The 18,042-nt window shown below is 41.2% G+C and carries 10 protein-coding genes; 6 read left to right on the top strand and 4 right to left on the bottom strand.

From position 1 onward, the window contains the following. The first annotated feature begins 2 nt into the window (after nucleotides 1–2). Nucleotides 3–1,604 (top strand): Hsp70 family protein, encoded by a 1,602-nt coding sequence (locus ABM313_RS11590; RefSeq protein ID WP_434688146.1) that lies wholly within the window; start codon nucleotides 3–5, stop codon nucleotides 1,602–1,604. Nucleotides 1,605–1,674: 70 nt separating this feature from the next. Here the strand turns inward: ABM313_RS11590 and ABM313_RS11585 are convergent, their stop codons facing one another. The 3 genes from ABM313_RS11585 to ABM313_RS11575 form a co-directional block, all read right to left on the bottom strand. Next, nucleotides 1,675–2,160, bottom strand: coding sequence for an MEKHLA domain-containing protein (locus ABM313_RS11585; RefSeq protein ID WP_434688143.1), 486 nt, complete (start codon nucleotides 2,158–2,160; stop codon nucleotides 1,675–1,677). Nucleotides 2,161–2,288: 128 nt separating this feature from the next. Then, entirely contained in the window at nucleotides 2,289–3,578 is a 1,290-nt protein-coding gene (locus ABM313_RS11580) for a glycoside hydrolase family protein (RefSeq protein ID WP_434688140.1), read from the bottom strand. 221 nt (nucleotides 3,579–3,799) lie between these two features. Beyond that, complete coding sequence (locus ABM313_RS11575) at nucleotides 3,800–5,131, bottom strand: hypothetical protein (RefSeq protein ID WP_434688138.1); 1,332 nt, start codon at nucleotides 5,129–5,131, stop codon at nucleotides 3,800–3,802. A 102-nt stretch (nucleotides 5,132–5,233) separates the two neighbouring features. Here ABM313_RS11575 and ABM313_RS11570 point away from each other — a divergent pair, with 102 nt between their 5' ends. From ABM313_RS11570 to priA, 3 genes are all read left to right on the top strand, one after another. Beyond that, nucleotides 5,234–8,737, top strand: coding sequence for a beta-propeller domain-containing protein (locus ABM313_RS11570; RefSeq protein ID WP_434688135.1), 3,504 nt, complete (start codon nucleotides 5,234–5,236; stop codon nucleotides 8,735–8,737). A 47-nt stretch (nucleotides 8,738–8,784) separates the two neighbouring features. Beyond that, a complete protein-coding gene (locus ABM313_RS11565) occupies nucleotides 8,785–10,422 on the top strand; it encodes a GMC oxidoreductase (RefSeq protein WP_434688133.1) in 1,638 nt (545 codons plus the stop codon). Between the two features lie 89 nt (nucleotides 10,423–10,511). After that, entirely contained in the window at nucleotides 10,512–13,004 is a 2,493-nt protein-coding gene (priA, locus tag ABM313_RS11560) for a primosomal protein N' (RefSeq protein ID WP_434688131.1), read from the top strand. A gap of 127 nt (nucleotides 13,005–13,131) precedes the next feature. On the opposite strand, the gene ABM313_RS11555 is transcribed toward priA, so the two are convergent. Continuing rightward, nucleotides 13,132–15,336 carry a hypothetical protein gene (locus ABM313_RS11555; RefSeq protein WP_434688128.1) on the bottom strand — a complete coding sequence of 735 codons (2,205 nt, stop codon included), beginning with the start codon at nucleotides 15,334–15,336 and terminating at the stop codon, nucleotides 13,132–13,134. A gap of 283 nt (nucleotides 15,337–15,619) precedes the next feature. Between ABM313_RS11555 and ABM313_RS11550 the strand changes: the two genes are divergently transcribed. Together ABM313_RS11550 and ABM313_RS11545 are read left to right on the top strand one after the other, a co-directional pair. Then, nucleotides 15,620–15,880, top strand: a complete 261-nt coding sequence (locus ABM313_RS11550) for a hypothetical protein (RefSeq protein WP_434688125.1) — start codon at nucleotides 15,620–15,622, stop codon at nucleotides 15,878–15,880. Nucleotides 15,881–16,371: 491 nt separating this feature from the next. Further along, nucleotides 16,372–18,021 carry a 2-isopropylmalate synthase gene (locus ABM313_RS11545; RefSeq protein ID WP_434688123.1) on the top strand — a complete coding sequence of 550 codons (1,650 nt, stop codon included), beginning with the start codon at nucleotides 16,372–16,374 and terminating at the stop codon, nucleotides 18,019–18,021. The last annotated feature ends 21 nt before the right edge of the window (nucleotides 18,022–18,042 follow it).

Below are 18,042 nucleotides of genomic sequence, written 5' to 3'. Positions count from 1 at the left end.
TTATGGAATATGCGATTGATTTTGGGACGAGTAATACTGTTGTTGCGAGAATTAATGAGAATGGAGAGATTGAAACTGTCAAGTTAGATGCTTATAGTAGTTTTATTGCCGACAATCCACCATTAATCCCAAGTTTTGTATATGTGCAGGATGCTGTCAAAGAGCAGGTGTTGATTGGTCAAGAAGTTAGCGATCGCGGTTTAGACAACCAAAGTATCAAAGGTGAGCCGCGATTTTTTAAAGCTTTTAAACGGGCGATCGGCTCTAATGTGACGATGTTTGTGCCAGAAATTGATGGGCGCGAAGTGGAGTTTGAACTGGTGGGAGAATGGTTCTTGAAACACATCATTGAACGCTTGCCCGATATTCACTCACTGATCTTTACTGTTCCTGTCGATAGCTTTGAGCCCTACCGAAACTGGTTAGGTAAAGTCTGCGAGAAGTTAACCGTTGATCAAGTACGCATCCTTGATGAACCAACGGCGGCAGCTTTGGGTTATGGGCTTAATGGTGGCGGTGAAACTCTTTTAGTGGTGGATTTTGGTGGTGGTACTTTAGATTTATCCTTAGTGAAATTATCATCAGGACAAGCTCAAACAGCCGTCAATCAACCTAAATCACCTCTAGGCTTTTTACTGAAATGGGGCGATCGCACGATCAAAAATACATCTATGTCTAATAATCAAAGTTCACAAACAGCAAAGGTTTTTGCAAAAACAGGTCAAAATCTCGGCGGGATTGATATTGATAACTTGATTGTTGATTATTTCCATAAAGAGCTAGGTTTACCCAAAAATTCTATCGTAACGCGCTTAGCTGAACGTATTAAAATCTCTCTTTCAAGCAATGAATCAGTAACGGAAGTCTATTTTAACGATCAAACTTTTGAATCCTATGAATTGATATTAACGCGATCGCAGTTAAACCAAATTCTCGAGCAACAGAAATTTTTTGCTAATCTCGATCAAGCTCTTGATCGTATTCGTCAACAAGCAACGCGCCAAAATATTGACCTAGACAAGGTTGATGCAGTTCTCCTTGTAGGTGGCACATCCCAAATCCCTGCGGTGAAAGAATGGGCATTAAAACATTTCCCATCGGAAAAAGTAAAAGCAAATAAACCCTTTGAGGCGATCGCTCATGGAGCAGTTTCCCAAGGCTGGGAGTTGCAGGACTTTCTCTATCACAGCTATGGTGTGCGCTATTGGGATAAAAGATACAAAAAACATAACTGGCATACCATTGTTAAATCTGGTGCAATCTATCCCTTAGAAAAGCCAGTAGAACTTACACTCGGTGCGTCGGTTGCCGATCAGCCTAGCATTGAATTGGTCATTGGTGAGTTAGGCGAAACCAATGTAGAAGTGTATTTTGAAGATGAGAGGCTGGTAACCCGTGTTTTAGATGGTAAACAAGTTGCTGTGCAGATTCTTAATGAAAACAGCAAAGCGATCGCTCAACTTGATCCGCTTGGTCAAACGGGTAGCGATCGCATTAAAGTCCTTTTTCAAGTAGATCAAAAGCGAACATTGCGAATTACAGTTCAAGACTTGCTAACGAAGCAGAATCTGTTAAACGATGTGCCTGTGGTACAACTTGTATAATCCTGTATGTTGCGGGTGCGTCGCGCCCGCAACATAGCGACCAAAATATGACTATTTTGCAATGATGCACTTAGGCGATCGCTTCCCAGTTAGAAAAAGTTGCTGCTTGTCCCCACAATTTGCCGTTTTTGTCCACCACATTCCAGATAATTGCTTGATTAATGTAAAAGCGATCGCCATTACTCGCAATCCGAATCCCTCGATAGTTGCTAATGTAACCTTGGGATTTTGCCTGTGCTAGCAGTTGTTCTCTTTCACTACGTTCTATCGGTTCAGCCGTATAGCGCGATGGTGTTGTGATAAAAGTAGCCCAATCCATCTGCCATAAATCAAGTGCTTTTTGATTGCCATAGTTAAGAATCGGATCGGCTTGAGTGCCATGAGAAACAACTACAAAATTTGCATTAAATAATGAATTGGCAATTTCTAACGGCGATTGGCGATCGGCGATCGGCATTAAAGGTTTGCCAGTCCAGTGATGAAAGCTATAAAGTAATAGTTGAACATGCTCTAATACCTGAGGTTGCAACCAAGATTGTGATTTTTCTACATTCATACTTTTTAGGAATTAGCGATCGCCATAATGCTTAGGACAAATCAAAAACTTAAAAGTAGAGGAATCGCTTTGCGATTCCTCTACTTTTGGTGTCAGCTAAATGTCAGTTAATCATTGTGGGGTGAGATTTACAAGCCCCAATATACATTTAACTCGCGAGGATCGTAAAGGCGAAGCAGGCGTACAAGTTCCTTCAAATCATCAAGTTTACTTGGGCATATGCAACCTTCACTACCTGGAGAAGTCCTACTTTGAATCCAATTCCAATCAGCATGGAAGCCAAAGGCATTACCATCATCGATAAACTGCTTAGTCAGGGGAACCCAAACTGGTCCTATACCTTGATTGTCATGAGAAGCATCGTAGTTGTCTTTACCAGCAGCCCAATCAATATCACCAATCAGGTATCGACCTTGAGGAAGGGGTTTGCCACTGCCTGCAACTCTTGTCTCTGGCAGCTCAAAGTTTTGTACGCCCGATAATCCAGAGACAACTTGTAACGAGGCAAGAGATTTGCCAATAGGATCGATAAAATCAAGCTGACACCATTCCAATCCAGCATAAGCTGGTTTTCCTGTGCGCGTTAGGCGGCAAGATACGCGATCGCGCATTGGTTCTGAAAGTCTTTTCTCGCGTGCTTTTTTTAGGGCAGATTCTAGCGCTTTTTTGGTGTCATTATCTAGGACACCATTGCTAAGCAAGCCTGTCTGTTTTTGGAATAAAGCCACAACATCTTTGGTGACTGTGGTGAATTTGTTTGGTTGACTTGCCATTGCGAGAAAACCAAGTCCTGCTAAGGCACAATTGAGAATATAGCAGTCATCTCCTATATCGCCTTCACGCAAAGTTCGCGAGATTGGGAAAGGCAATGGTGCGGGTTGATAAGGAGATTCTTCGACATCAAGATTTTCTGTTGGTGCTGTTCCAGTAATAGCGACAGGAAATCCATCACGCCGAAATAGGGCTTCTTCATCGTTGCGACGATTGACCAACCCTTGAAACGGTCTTCCATTGGCATTGATCCAGCGATCAAATTCTTGAGCGGCTCCCTCATAGTCTCCTCGATTTAGTTTGCGAAGTAGCGTGGATGTTTTAAAGCCACCTTCTTCTGTCCCAACATTGTAAGCAAAGGAAACAAGAGCATCGAACATACATTGCTTGAGAGTAACTTTGCAAAGCTGTTCGACACGCCCTGCTTTTTCCTCTACCTCTGCTTGTAGCCATCGTAGGGCTGTTGATTCTGTAATCACATCACCTTGGCGGACAGATCTACTTTCATCTAAATGAAAGATCGAACCATATCCAATCGTCCAAATGCCAATAGGATCGGGGTAAGCTTCAATCAGTCCATCGGCGCGTAAGCGATGTAGTCCTTCCCATTTCTTGATCAATGCTAGACATTCTATACTTGGTTGCATGATAAATTCTCCGAATTTATATTGGTTAATGTTGTTAGTTGTAAAATAAAGCTCATCTCAAAAGGAGGAGAACGGCTTTTATAGTTCCAAAGTTGCTTTGGATTCAACATTTTTGTGTAAGAAACTCTTTTATGTAAATGTGACGATCAATTTGAAGAGAAAGCATTTTGTTCTCTACTATCTCTTTAAACTTTATGAATGGCTGATCACATTCAGAAGCATCACTTGCGAGGAGAGGCAATGATCGCAAAACCTAGTCTTGGAGACCTGATTTCGGGGGTGCATTCACGACGAGGCTGAACCATACACTTCTGAATAACTTTCGGAGTGTTCACTACCTTTACAGAAATGTCAAAGCCTTGAAGCCTCATAGTTCCTTTTCCAGTCATCATTGCTACAATCTGCTCACTACCTAGCTGAACTGAAGATTGCGCTGCAAAAGTCCCCATGTAAGTCAGTTCAGTTCGCAGCCTTTGCTCAATTTGCCGAACAAGTTCAGCGCCGTATGATCCTCCAGTTAATACAGATGCAATTACGTTTGCGCCTTGGTTTTCTGCTGATGCCCAGTTAACAAAAGATTCTGAGGAAAAGTAGACGATTGCTCCCTGATGTCTAGAAATCATGTCATTTCTAACATTCTGATATTCATCCCGAGTGTTATCGCTAAATAGCGGAGGTGTAATACTTATACTGTTTAGTAAACTGCCCATGGTTGGCATCTCACCTCTCAAAATTGCAGTAACTGCACTAGCATCAATTTTGTATTCACCAAGAGCACCACGACCACAACTAAACACTGGTTTTGACTCTCCAGTAGAAATGTTGAACGTGTAGTTATATGTACAGGTGGCTGAAGCACTGGCAGATGTTTCTGGAGTAATTGTTCTTATCTCCATTTCAACATAAGGAAATTTTTCTTTTACAGTCCAACACTTCCTTTTCCCATTAAACGGATTGCGAGGAGTGCACACCTCTTTTTCAATCCACCGCCATTTGTCAACTGGAACTTTTGTTCTCACTGCTGGGACTTTCCAAGTATGAGAAGCTTTGACTGAAACCCCAAGCGAAACGTAGTTACCAACCAAACTGTATTCAAGTTTTTCAATGCGACTAGAGCCATTGTTGCCAATCTTCAGTTTACCCATAGCAGATTTGATCTTATTGGCTTGCGATTGCCATTTGGAAGCAACTGAGCTGAGTTCGGGCACACAGTTAAGCAGCTTTTGATCAATTGGTTGAAGCAAATTGATGACTTGAGGTCGAGTTGTTATAGGATTCTTTGCACAGGCTTCAACATTAAAAGCTTTTGCTTCTTGCGAGAGTCCTAGTATTATAGAAAGAGGGATGATGCTTCCTGCGGCAATAGCACTTAGCTTGAACTGATTGGAACAAAGGCTAGATTGAGATAAATGAAATGCCGCAAATGATTGCTGGATAAGACTAAGATTCATGATCGAACTCCTTAATGATGTTGATTTAGTGATATGGAATGTTTTTTTGTCTCTTGCCACCTCATTTGTCTTTTTTCGATGCTTTACAATCAAGTGATTCAATTAAATATTGCTGTTGACTGAGATCACGCCCGAGATTGACTGAGTTAGGCTGACTTTTTGAGAGGTTTGATATAAAATTGGCTAACTTACAAAAAAATTGTCATGCCACGATCACGCAAAGTTCGGCAAGATTTTTTAGAGATTGTTAAGCTAGCAATTAGACGCAATGGCTTTCTGAGCCAGCAAGCACTAGCTGAAGAACTTGATATGAGTCGTTCTACAATTGTCAATTTTCTGACAGGCAAATCAGTTGATCTAGCATACTTTCACGAGATTTGTGAAAAGCTATCGTTGGATTCGGAAGAAATAGCTGTAAAAGACTTTGAAACTCCTTTGCAAACTTTGGTATCCGAAACTATTGCATCAACTTCATTTAGCCATCAAGATTGGGGAGAAGCGCCTGACGGTTCAATTTTTTACGGTCGAGAAGCTGAATTGATAGACCTAAAGCAGTGGGTAATTCAGGAGCAGTGTAGAGTAGTTTGTGTGCTTGGTATGGGTGGTATGGGTAAGACAACCCTTTCAATACTGCTAGCAAAACAAATTCAATCTGAATTTGCATATGTGATTTGGCGATCGCTACGTGATGCTCCTCCCCTTTCAGAAATACTGACCGAAATTGTAAGTATTCTCTCTAATCAAGTTGAAGCAAGATTATCCGATATACCAGAGCAGCAAGTTGCCAAACTTTTAGAGTATGTACGCCAATCGAAATGTTTATTGATCTTAGATAATTTTGAATCAGTATTTCAGAGTGGGACTCGTGCTGGTCAATATCGAGATGGCTATGAAATCTACGGACACTTGCTCTCAAGATTTAGTGAGGTGGATCATCAAAGTTGCTTAGTGCTAACTAGTCGAGAGGCTCCTAAAGAAATTACTGGTATAGGGGAAAGTACATGGGTGAGATCGCTTTCTCTAAGTGGACTAAACCCATCTGAAGGTTTGCCAATCTTGACGGATAGCAAATGTTTTAGCAGTAGTGATGCAGAGTGGCAAGAGCTTTTTAACTATTGTAGTGGTAGTCCGTTTGCCCTAAAAATATTAGCTTCAGAGACGCAAGAGTTTTTTGCTGGGGATATTTCTAGTTTTTTAGCTTTAGCCCAAAAAAGCGGATTCCAGATCGAAAGAATTCAAGACCTATTAGAAAAACAGTTTTCCCGATTGTCTGTACCCGAAGAATGCTTGATGTATTGGTTGGCGATTGAGCGCGAACCAGTGGCGATCGCGCAATTAGAATCCAACATTGTTTCTGAGTTTATCAAAAAGGAATTACTTACAGCAGTGCAATCCTTAAAAAGAAGAAGCTTGATTGAGGGAAATAGTGGACTTTGGTCATTACAACCAGTGATGATGGAATTTGTCACTGATAAGTTTGTACAGAAGGTAGTACGTGAGTTAATTAGTTTACAACCAGATTTTCTGGAACATTATGCAATCCTCAAAGCCCAAAGCAAAGACTATATTCGTCAAGCACAAATACGATCTATTCTTGAAGCGATCGCAGATAGACTGCTGCTTGAATTAGGCAGTAAATCTGTCATTGAAACCCGAATCCAGACATTACTTAGGAATCAACGTAAAGCAGCACCTATTCAACGTAGTTACTTGGCAGGTAATTTAATAAACTTGCTTGTTCATTTCAATTTTAATTTAGATGGCTATGACTTTTCTTACTTACACATTCGACAGGCGTATTTGCTAACTGCCAATTTGCGAAATGCTAGCTTCACCTTTTCAACTTTTGAGGAGGTATCCTTCGCACAAGTATCTAGTTTAGTTATTTCAGTTGTTTATCACCCAAACGGCTCCGTTTTAGCAACAGGAAATATAAATGGAGAAATCTACCTTTGGCACATAGTTAACGGACAGCAAATTGGTAAATTATACGGGCATAAAGACTGGGTGAGGGCGTTAGCATTTAGTCCTGACGGAAATTTACTGGCTAGCAGCTCAGATGATGGAACTGTAAAACTTTGGGATTGGCAGAGTGTTAACTGTCGGTATACCATTGGCGACAATTTGCTTTTTATGTGCTTTTGCCCGAACGGAAAATTTCTCGCCACAGTTAGAGAGACGGAAATTCAAATTAGGAACCTAGAAGATGGCTCTCACTTATTTACACTTCAAGGTCATAAAGATTCAGTAATGGTTACTTGTTTCCATCCGCATAGACCTTTGTTAGTTAGTGGTAGTCATGATTGTACAATTCGGATTTGGGATTTGGAGAAGAGAGAATGCTTGCATATTTTACAAGGACATAAAGGGAGTGTCCTTCCCACAGCATTTAGCCCAGATGGAAGCTTAGTATTAAGTGCTAGTTTTGATGGCACTATTCGTCTATGGAGTTTACAAGATGGTAAATGTCTTAGCATTTTGCATGGTCATGGAGGTTATATATGGAGTGCTCTTTTTAGTCCTGATGGTAATTGGATAGCTAGTTGTAGTGATGATAGGACAATCAAGATATGGGATTATGATAACGAGAGATGTATTCGCACTTTTGTGGAGCATGAACAGCGCATTCGTGCGATCACTATTAGTCCTGATAGTCAGACAATTGCTAGTGCTAGTGATGACCAAACTGTAAAATTGTGGGATGTTAGTAGCGGCAGATGTACAAGAACAATAGCAGGCTATGCAAATCCTATTTTTACAGCCATATTTTCGTCCGACGGAACGTCAATCGCGTCTGGACATCGCGATGGATTTGTAAGGCTTTGGAATATTCAAACAGGCAAATGTTTTGCCAATCTCTTTCACAATCATCAAGGTGTTAGAGCCACTGTTTTTCATTCCCAACACTCTCTTTTTGCTACTGGCGGACAAGATGGGACAGTCCGAATTTGGCATTTGGACACTTTACAGTGCATACACTTACTCAAAGGTCATAGTGATCGCGTAAGTGCTTTAGCTTATTGTAACGATCAAAAGATAATTGCAAGTAGTAGCTCCGATCAAACGATTCAACTTTGGAATACTGAGACTGGTAAACTATTGCATACTTTACAAGGTCATACAGATCGGATTGCCGCGATCGCTTTTTACCCGCTCCGATCACTGCTTATCAGTACTAGTGATGATAGAACAGTAAAAATTTGGGACATTAGACTAGGAAAATGTCTACAGACAATAGTTGGACATACTAATCGCGTTTGGGCTGTTGCGGTGCAGCCGAACCATGGCAAAATCGCTACAGGAGGAATGGATAATTTAATTATAGTTTGGGATGATGCAGGCAAACAAATTTGTCAACTAATTGGACATACTGGATGGATTCTATCGCTTGCCTTTAGCCCCAATGGTCAATGGTTAGCTAGTTGCGGATGCGATCGCACAATCAAGCTATGGCACATAGAAACTGGAGTTTGTTGTAAAACTTTACAAGGGCATGAAAACTGGATTTGGCAAGTGCATTTTAGCCCTGATAGTCAATTTATCGTGAGTGCTAGTGAAGATGAAACTGTCAAAATATGGGATATTGAACAAGAGATCTGTACCTTAACACTGCGTGTTCCACGTCTCTATGAAGGTATGAAGTTGATAGGTTCTAAGGGGCTAACTCCCACACAAGAGAACATGCTCAAAAATCTAGGAGCTGTATAAATTGAAAGCTTGATATTTTTGATGTATTAAAGATTGAGGATTAGAAGATGATCGAAAATAGGAAGAAAGTTTATGACGTGATTGTGATTGGTTCTGGTAATGGAGCCTGTGGGTTCCTAAGTCACTATATTCAGCAAAAAACTGGACAAAGGATTGCAGTTGTAGAAGAAGGAGATGATTTTTTCAACACTAGCTATATCACTCACCAAAGAAATTGGACTCAATCCTATGCGGAAGATGATATCTTCAAACTTCATAAAGCAACGACTCTCGATGGTGTCCCAATTATATCAGGACGAGCTTGTACAATGGGTGGGGGAGGATCTATAAACTACACAATGATCCATGAGTCATCTGAATGGCTAACTACAAATATTGGTAAAACAGTTGCCTATTGGGAAGATCTCAAGAAAGAACTAAATGAGAAGTTTGCTAGAGAAGATCCATCAAAAACTCAGTCTGTCATTACAAAACATATTCTAGATATGGCTCGTAAGTGTGAGTTTGAAGACAGCACCAATATAACCTGCAATATTCCAGACTATAAAGAAGGCAAGGCTAAACTTCTACATCAATTCCCCACTCAATTTGATCAATTTGGACAGAGAACCCATAGTGGTGTGTCGTTAGTTGATTGGTCATGTGTGGATCTCAAAACTCAATGTAAGGTCACTAAAATTGAATTTGAAACTGATGATGCTACAAGCAAAGAACGCTGTGTATCTGTAGTGATGAATAATCTCAAAACAGGTGAGCTAGAGTCCTTATACCTATCACAATATGGGAAATTAATTCTTTGTGCTGGATCTGCCACTCCAAACCTACTTTACGCGCATAAAGAATTACTTCAAAACAATGCTATTGGTGAGCATGTGAGCGATCATATCCTTTTCCCCCTTGGTGTTTATATTCTTCCCAAAGAAGTCGCAAAAAATATTTTGCCTCAGGATGTCTATGTTCCAGTGTTTGCGACAACGATATGTAAACTTGATATGCAAGAACAATCAACAGTGTGCTGTTTCGATTTTTTTGCTGGGAACTTTGAAAAATTGTGGTTCTTTATTGCCCATTTGTACCTAGCCTTCCTATTACCTAACTTTCTTAAAAAGCTTGTAATCAGTCGTCCTTGGTTATTTTCTAAGATTAAGTGTACTGTAATGAAATTTGTTAAAAAGATAAATGGAGTATTTAAGTTTGAACAGATAAATCTTGTAACAGCAATAGTTAAGTTCACGCCCTCAACTGATGGAGCCTATATAAATAATGGCGATGATATAACCTTAGGTTTTTTTGCCCAAGATGGCAATGATGAAAAGGTAGCTAAAAAAGTAATTGAAGAAAATCTTGAATTTGTGAATAAACTGGGCGATCAGCCACACCCAATATTTAAATGGATTTTCCGTTATTTTACTAAAATTCCTTATGAGAAAAAACAGGTTAAAGATTATGTTGATATATACAGCAAAAACTTCTTATTGTCCGAACAGCATTTATCAGGGGGGTGTCTATTTGGTAAAGCTATTGACTCTGGAGCAATTACTCAGACTGACACAGGGAAATTAAATGGCTCAAGCAATGTATATGTTGCCGATTTATCAACTGTTCCACTACCTCGAATTAGTCCTCAAATGACAGCTTATCTTATTGGTTATCATGTCGCTAAGATGTTATGTAGTGATCGTTGATTACATAAATATATTGAATATGTGCAGTTCAGAGCTATATATCCTAATACTTTGTAATCAGTCTGACGGCAAAAAACTGACTCAATAATATGGAATTATTTGATTTGACGAATATTAATTGCGATCGCTATGTTAGCGTGATCGTTGATTGTATTGGTATTGAGGATTTGCTGACCTATCGTATTCCTGAAGATGTCAATATTCAAGTTGGTGATATTCTCAGTGTTCCATTAGGTAATCGGCAGGTTGGAGCGATCGCTTTACAAATTTCTGATACTTCTCAAATTATAGATACTGAAACAGAAATTAAATCAGTTAGTGCTGTAGTTAGTTCAGGTATTTTCCCAAAGACTTATTGGGAGATGCTAATTCGTACAGCAGAATATTATCGTACACCTGTGATGCAGACCGTAAAAACTGCCCTGCCGCCTAAGTTACTAGATCAGTCTCATTATCGAATAAAAGTGAAACATGAGAATCTAGTTCCGCCGAAGGCGGAACTAGATTCTCATAAATTGCCAAAAGCAGCACAAATGGTTTGGGATTTTTTGCAAGAGCATAAGCATAATCCTAAAGGAATTAGTCGTCGTTATATTCAGCAAAAACTTGGTAGATATACTAGTTCAGGCTTAAAGGAACTTCAAAAACTAGAATGGATTGATACAGTTTTAGAACTGCCAAATCGACCACAGCCTAAATATGAAGATCTAGTTATTTTACTTAAAGCACCTGATAGTGAAGTCACTACAAGACAAGCAGAGATTCTCACGATTTTGCAGCATCAAGGTGGGGAATGCTTAAAAATACAGTTGATTAAGCTTGCCAAGACATCAGTTTCGGTTTTGCAAACACTCGCGAATAAAGGATATATAGCCATATCTAAACAAGAATCTCTACGGTTAGGCGGAAAAAGTCATACAGTCAAACGCGATCGCCCCAAAGATCTCACACCCGATCAAGATGCCGCTTTACAGCAAATTTTGCAGGCGATCGCCACCCAAACCGCTCCTCATTTTCTCTTGCATGGAGTTACAGGCTCTGGCAAAACAGAAATATATCTGCAAGCGATCGCTGCCGTACTTGCAGCAGGCAAATCAGCCCTAGTTCTGGTTCCTGAAATTGGATTGACTCCACAACTGACTGATCGCTTTCGAGCGAGATTTGGGGATGCGAAGGTGAATGTTTATCACAGTCAGTTATCAGAGGGCGAGCGCTTTGATACATGGAGACTGATGCTCACTGGTGAAGCGCAAATTGTGATTGGTACGCGATCGGCAGTATTTGCACCGCTTTCTAATTTGGGTTTAATTGTGATGGACGAGGAGCATGACAATAGTTTTAAGCAAGATCAACCCCAACCCTGTTACCACGCCCGCACGATCGCTGAATGGCGATCGCAGTTAGAGCATATTCCTCTGGTGCTTGGTTCAGCAACCCCATCAGCAGAAGTAATCTATGCTCACCAAGCAGGTAAATCTATCTATCTAGAACTTCCCTATCGTATCGGCAATAAAGACATGCCACCGATTGAAGTTGTCGATATGCGTGATGAATTTAAAGCGGCTAATTATTCGATTTTGAGTCGGAAGTTGCAAGGCGCGATCGCCGAAATGCTTGAAGCCAAGCAGCAAGGGATTCTCTTTATTCATCGACGTGGTTACAGTACCTTTGTCTCCTGTCGCTCCTGTGGCTATGTTGCCGAATGTCCTCACTGCGATGTTTCACTCTCCTACCACGATCCCATCTCGCCAACCGCTCATCAGCCAAAATCCGCGCATTTACGATGCCATTATTGCAACTACACCTTAATTCAACCCAAATCTTGTCCCGAATGTGGCTCGCCCTATTTCAAGCATTTTGGTAGTGGTACACAAAAAGTGGAACAGGAACTTGCAAAGCTATTCCCAAATATCCGCTTGATTCGTTTTGATAGTGATACCACCCGCAACAAGGATCAACATCGCTTATTAATCGATCAGTTCCGTTCAGGAGAAGCAGATTTATTAGTGGGGACACAGATGTTAACCAAGGGTTTAGATATCCCGCAAGTAACTTTAGTAGGTGTAGTTTCTGCGGATGGATTATTAAACTTTTCAGACTATCGAGCAGGGGAGAGAGCGGCACAAACTTTGCTACAGGTAGCAGGTCGGGCGGGGCGGGGCGATGAAGATGGCAAGGTAATCATGCAGACCTACACCCCAGAACATCCTGCCATCCAAGCGGTACAATCCTATCAACTGGAAGCATTTATGCAGACTGAGTTAGAAATGCGTGAATCTCTACGTTATCCACCGATGGGGCAGATGGTATTAATTCATCTCAGTAGTGAGAGTGACACTGCCGTTGAGAAAGCAGCGAATCAATTAGCAGATTATTTACGTCAATTAGAAAATGATTGGGATATTTTAGGGGCGACTCCTGCCACGATCGCAAAAGTTGCTAATCGTTATCGCTGGCAGATTTTACTAAAATTTGCTCCTGAAGTTTTACCCAATGTGCCAAGTTTAGAAGAATTGCGAATGCTAGTTAATTCTAAGGCTGTAAGAGTAGCGATCGATGTCGATCCACTCACCATTTTGTAACCGCAGTAAAACACAAGTTTATTGTGACTTGGAAAACTATAGCAAGGGTCGCATAAAACCCAAAATAGAATGGTGGCGCTTTGCGCCGCCATTCTATTTTGGGTTTTATGTTCTAAGCAAAGTTTAATTAACGAAAGTTCCATACTTCGTAACGTCCATTGCGAAGTGTGAGAATTTGTCCTTCAATACTACTGGGTAATACGTCCATCCAAATTCTGCTGCCATTCATATCACTGAATAGAAGAACACCATCACTAGAGAAGACAATCGCTAGAGGGTAATGCCGATCGCCTAAATCAACTTTGTCACGATCAAGTAGTAATAGATATTCAGGCTTACCGACACCATCTAAACTAACTGATGATAGAGTCCATTGCTGCTGTACTAACACACTAAAGTCTTCGATACTGAGTGAAACTTCACCATTGCGTTGCAACTCACGATACATCGTCCGAATGATGCGCTCAATCGTTACCGATGAGAGAGATTGCCACTCAACAGGAGTTCCATTAGGTGGATTAAAAGCACCGCCACTGGTAACAAGGGGAGGGATCGTACTTGTATTAAGCAAAGGTGCAAGGTTCGCCTCACCTGAAGCGAGAATTCTTAACCCTCCATTATCACTAACCCAAAGAGACTGGGCTGTTAAAGTTGTTGTCTGCGATTTTCCATAGGCATCATATAGCACTACTCCAAGACTACTATTCAGCGAAAGCCCCAAAATCCTCCATAATAAAATTGATGAGCGATCGCTAAGTTCAGGGAATGGCTCATTAATCCACCTGTCACCATCTTTAATTAAGTTGATATTAACTTCATACCAAGCCTGTCCCGATTCTAGTTTTGGTGGTGGTAAAAACCATGTAGAACCCGCCTCGCCCTTGCCGATGTAGGTAACTGTTCCCATCAATTGTTTTGGATTGAGTGTAACTGGAGCCAGATCAAGACGTTGCAATAATTGATTGGAATCTTTAGAATCAACTTTCTGCTCCCTGAGCCAATGTTCCGCACGGCGCAAACCATTGCGCTGTAAAACTACTAAACCTCCCCACAATTTAATTTCTTTGGCTCCCGTAAAAGTTAACATGGTCATCACCCTCTGCCAGATGTGAGGATGATATTTCGCTAACATTTCGGCAATTTTGTCACCTTTGTAAGCAGAATCATTGGCGATCGCTAGAGCATCAGTCCATCTACCATCAATAATATTAATTAATGCTTTATCTCCCAAATTAGAATTGGGATTTTCGGCTTGCTGCGAGGTGATTTGAGCATGTAAAGCAATCATGTCATACTGCTCTTGCAAAAATGGCGAAAGCGTTTTCCCTTGAGATTTTAAGTTATCAACCATCAAATTAAATTTGCCCAAAGCGGGTGACCACAGACCCACACTAGCCATCACTAAAGCATCCTGATAAGATTTGGGCTGTCCCTTCGCTTCATTTAATGTCACCTGCCTCAATTTCACTGGGCGCACAGAACTAGCGATCGCTTCTTCAGGCTGAAAAATCAAAAATAGCGGTTCAAATGCTTGAGTTTGATTGATTACTAGTTGTACAGAACCCGAATTACTTGCCAAAGCATTACGCCATTTAGGAAGCTCTCCCGCAGGGCTTGTCCAAGGTTCTAGTTCTATCAACTGCGATCGCTTATCGGTGGCAAAATAGTAAATTTGTCCATAGGTAATTCCATCGACATTACCTAAAGTGGTGAACCAAACCCCATTAAATTGAGAAGGAGCATTGTTTAACAGTGATAATTTCTTGAGTGGAAGTCGATTGCGATCTGGGCGCATTCGTTCAGGAATCGCTTCCGTGGCGTATTTAAATCTTGGCGATCGCACAAAATATTCGTCAATTCCTGCGATCGTGGTTGTACTTACTAATAGTAATTTCTCAACACCCCGATCCAAAATGGTTTGATAGAAGCGGATTTCACGAAGATTTTGCGTTTCTGTTTCCAGAACGGTATAGATAATTTCCCCAGTTTTGAGATTATAATTTTCGCCAAGTTTTAGTTGACTGCGCCCCAGTTCTGCTTGGATTTGGGGGATACTTTTAGGGAGATTCCATAATGAATTAGAGTAAAAAGCAGGAGTGTCAGAAGAAGCCAGCCAACTAATTGCTAGGGGATTAGCTAGATAGATTAGCCCCAATCCAATTAACCCTCCGACTATGGGAATACTTAATACAATAGTTAGATTTGACCATGTGAAGCGATCGCGCAGATCGATTTCTGGCAAATCATGGTCAGAAGAATTAACGTCTTGCAATTCGCGATCTGTCTTAACAAGATCGCCAAAAGGGTTTGAGGATTCAGGTAAAGATTTCATGCGCGACATCGCAAATCTCATACAGATGCCATAGCCTAGCACAATAGCTCAACCATCTCTGCCATGAGGTGGAAGACATGGCAATTATCATTATATAGTTGTCGCCGTTTGTTTGATTTAGCTAGATCCAGTAAATCAAACAAACGGTGTTACTCTATATTTTTATGATATTTTCATACTGCAAAGAAATTCTTAATTATGACAATATACCTGTTATCGAAGGTTAGAAATTTGGGTATGTTACTGACAACGTTTAAAGGCGATCAAACAATCGACAAAAATTATGACAAATGTTCTAAGGGGTATTCAGTCTATTGTAATCAGTGTTTCGGTTAGCTTAATAGCTTGGGGTGGATTTAGTCTTGTAGCTCAAGCGGAGACTGAATGTGCAGCTTCTTCAAATGGTGATGTTGCTGTCGCCGCTTGCGTTGATGCGAATGGTAATACGGCAGTAACTGCTGTTGATTCGGAGGGGAATCAGGTAACTATTACTGAGGATAGTGAAGGGAATAGGACTACTGAAACTATTGAAGTATCTAAGTAAGATTATAAGCATTCAAAAAACAAAAAGAAGCGGCACTTTGTGCCGCTTCTTTTTGTTTTTTGAATGCTTAGGGCTTACCCGTAAAATAAGGAACCGATTTTTGGTGGCATGGCTATATATCACTAAATTAAATCGCAGAACCCTTAGAGTAGTAAAAATCTCCCACTGTAAAAGATTAAGTTAACGTGAGTTCGATATAGCCATTTGCGCCGTGCGAAGCACGGTGCAAATGTAAGCAAGTGGTAAGAATCGCTTAGCGATTCTTACCACTTGCCGCTTTCGGCGAACTGACGTTAAGTTAAATGATTATGGAATTTGATGGCGTAATTCACAGCCTATAAAATTGGTTTATCATTGATAAAAAGCAGGCTAAAATTAGACTAGCTAATTTTTGTTATAATTCGTTACTACCTAGCCAATTAAACGCCAAGGAATTTAGCCAAATCCTATAGTTACGTTTTTACAAATACACATTCATGAATTAACGCATTATGTCTACATCAGTAACATCTCAAGAGTCCCAAGTTGCTCAAGACCGCATTATCTTTTTTGACACCACCTTGCGCGATGGCGAACAGTCCCCAGGCGCAACCCTGAACGTGGAGCAAAAATTGCTAATCGCGCAGCAACTGGCTCGACTTGGTGTAGACATCATCGAGGCGGGGTTTCCCTTTGCGAGTAAAGGTGATTTTCATGCTGTCCAAGAAATTGCTAAGCTCGTTGGTACAGAGAATGGTCCTACTATTTGTGGGTTAGCCCGTGCAACGCGATCTGATATTGAAGCGGCTGCCGAAGCGGTCAAACCTGCTGCCAAAGGTCGTATTCATACTTTTCTTGCCACCTCTGATATTCACTTGGAATATAAGCTCCGCAAAACTCGCGCTGAAGTTTTGGCGATCGTGCCAGAGATGGTAGCCTATGCCAAATCCAAAGTTGCCGATGTCGAGTTTTCCCCTGAAGATGCAGGACGCTCTGATCCTGAGTTTCTCTATCAAGTATTAGAAGCAGCGATCGCCGCAGGAGCATCGACGGTAAATATTCCTGATACTGTGGGCTATTTAACTCCCTCTGAGTTTGGAGCCTTGATCAAGGGTATTAAAGATAATGTGCCAAATATTGACCGTGCCATTATTTCGGTGCATGGTCATAATGATCTTGGCTTGGCGGTTGCTAACTTCCTTGAAGCTGCCAAAAATGGGGCGCGTCAAATGGAATGCACAATCAATGGGATCGGTGAACGGGCAGGTAATGCAGCTCTAGAAGAATTGGTGATGGCGTTGCATGTGCGTCGAGCTTACTTCAACAGCTTCCTCGGTCGCCCTGCCGAATCCACTGCTCCACTTTGCAACATTGATACTAAGCAGATTTACAAAACTTCGCGCCTTGTGTCTAATCTCACTGGCATGTTGGTACAGCCCAATAAGGCGATCGTTGGCGCTAATGCCTTTGCCCATGAGTCGGGTATTCATCAAGATGGCGTACTCAAAAATCGTCTCACCTACGAAATCATGGATGCTCAGTCCATCGGCTTAACCGATAACTTGATTGTCCTTGGTAAACTTTCGGGACGTAATGCTTTGAGTTCTCGACTCAAAGAGCTTGGCTTTGAGCTTTCAGAGCAGGAACTTAATGCAGCTTTTGTTCGCTTTAAGGAACTTGCGGATAAGAAACGCGAGATTAGCGATCGCGATCTAGAAGCGATCGTCAACGACGAAATTCGTCATGCTCCTGAAGCCTTCAAACTTGATCATGTGCAAGTAAGCTGTGGCGATCGCGCGATCCCTACTGCAACAATCACGATTGTGATGCCCGATGGAAAAGAAATTACTGATGCATCAGTGGGAACTGGTCCTGTTGATGCGATCTACAAAGCGATTAATCGCATTGTAAATGTACCAAATCAGTTGATCGAGTACTCAGTGCAGTCTGTTACCGCAGGTATTGATGCTCTCGGCGAAGTTACAATTCGTCTCAAGCATCCTGATGTTGGTACTCTTTCTGGACATTCGGCAAATACTGATATTATTGTTGCCTCAGCAAGAGCCTATCTCAGTGCTTTGAATAAGCTTTACTTTGCGCTTCAGACACCGAATACAAAGATAAGCGATCGTGACAAACTCAAAAAAGAAGCGGCTTTATAAACAATAAAAAACGGCGCTTTG

This window comes from Pseudanabaena minima str. Chao 2107 (assembly GCF_051131155.1).
Classification (GTDB): domain Bacteria; phylum Cyanobacteriota; class Cyanobacteriia; order Pseudanabaenales; family Pseudanabaenaceae; genus Pseudanabaena; species Pseudanabaena minima.
This window is presented reverse-complemented; position numbering and strand designations above follow the sequence as displayed.

Coding starts and splice junctions, on each gene's coding strand:
- ABM313_RS11590 (WP_434688146.1), top strand. CDS start 3: ATGGAATATGCGATTGATTTTGGGACGAGTAATACTGTTGTTGCGAGA.
- ABM313_RS11585 (WP_434688143.1), bottom strand. CDS start 2,160: ATGAATGTAGAAAAATCACAATCTTGGTTGCAACCTCAGGTATTAGAG.
- ABM313_RS11580 (WP_434688140.1), bottom strand. CDS start 3,578: ATGCAACCAAGTATAGAATGTCTAGCATTGATCAAGAAATGGGAAGGA.
- ABM313_RS11570 (WP_434688135.1), top strand. CDS start 5,234: ATGCCACGATCACGCAAAGTTCGGCAAGATTTTTTAGAGATTGTTAAG.
- ABM313_RS11565 (WP_434688133.1), top strand. CDS start 8,785: ATGATCGAAAATAGGAAGAAAGTTTATGACGTGATTGTGATTGGTTCT.
- priA (WP_434688131.1), top strand. CDS start 10,512: ATGGAATTATTTGATTTGACGAATATTAATTGCGATCGCTATGTTAGC.
- ABM313_RS11555 (WP_434688128.1), bottom strand. CDS start 15,336: ATGAAATCTTTACCTGAATCCTCAAACCCTTTTGGCGATCTTGTTAAG.
- ABM313_RS11550 (WP_434688125.1), top strand. CDS start 15,620: ATGACAAATGTTCTAAGGGGTATTCAGTCTATTGTAATCAGTGTTTCG.
- ABM313_RS11545 (WP_434688123.1), top strand. CDS start 16,372: ATGTCTACATCAGTAACATCTCAAGAGTCCCAAGTTGCTCAAGACCGC.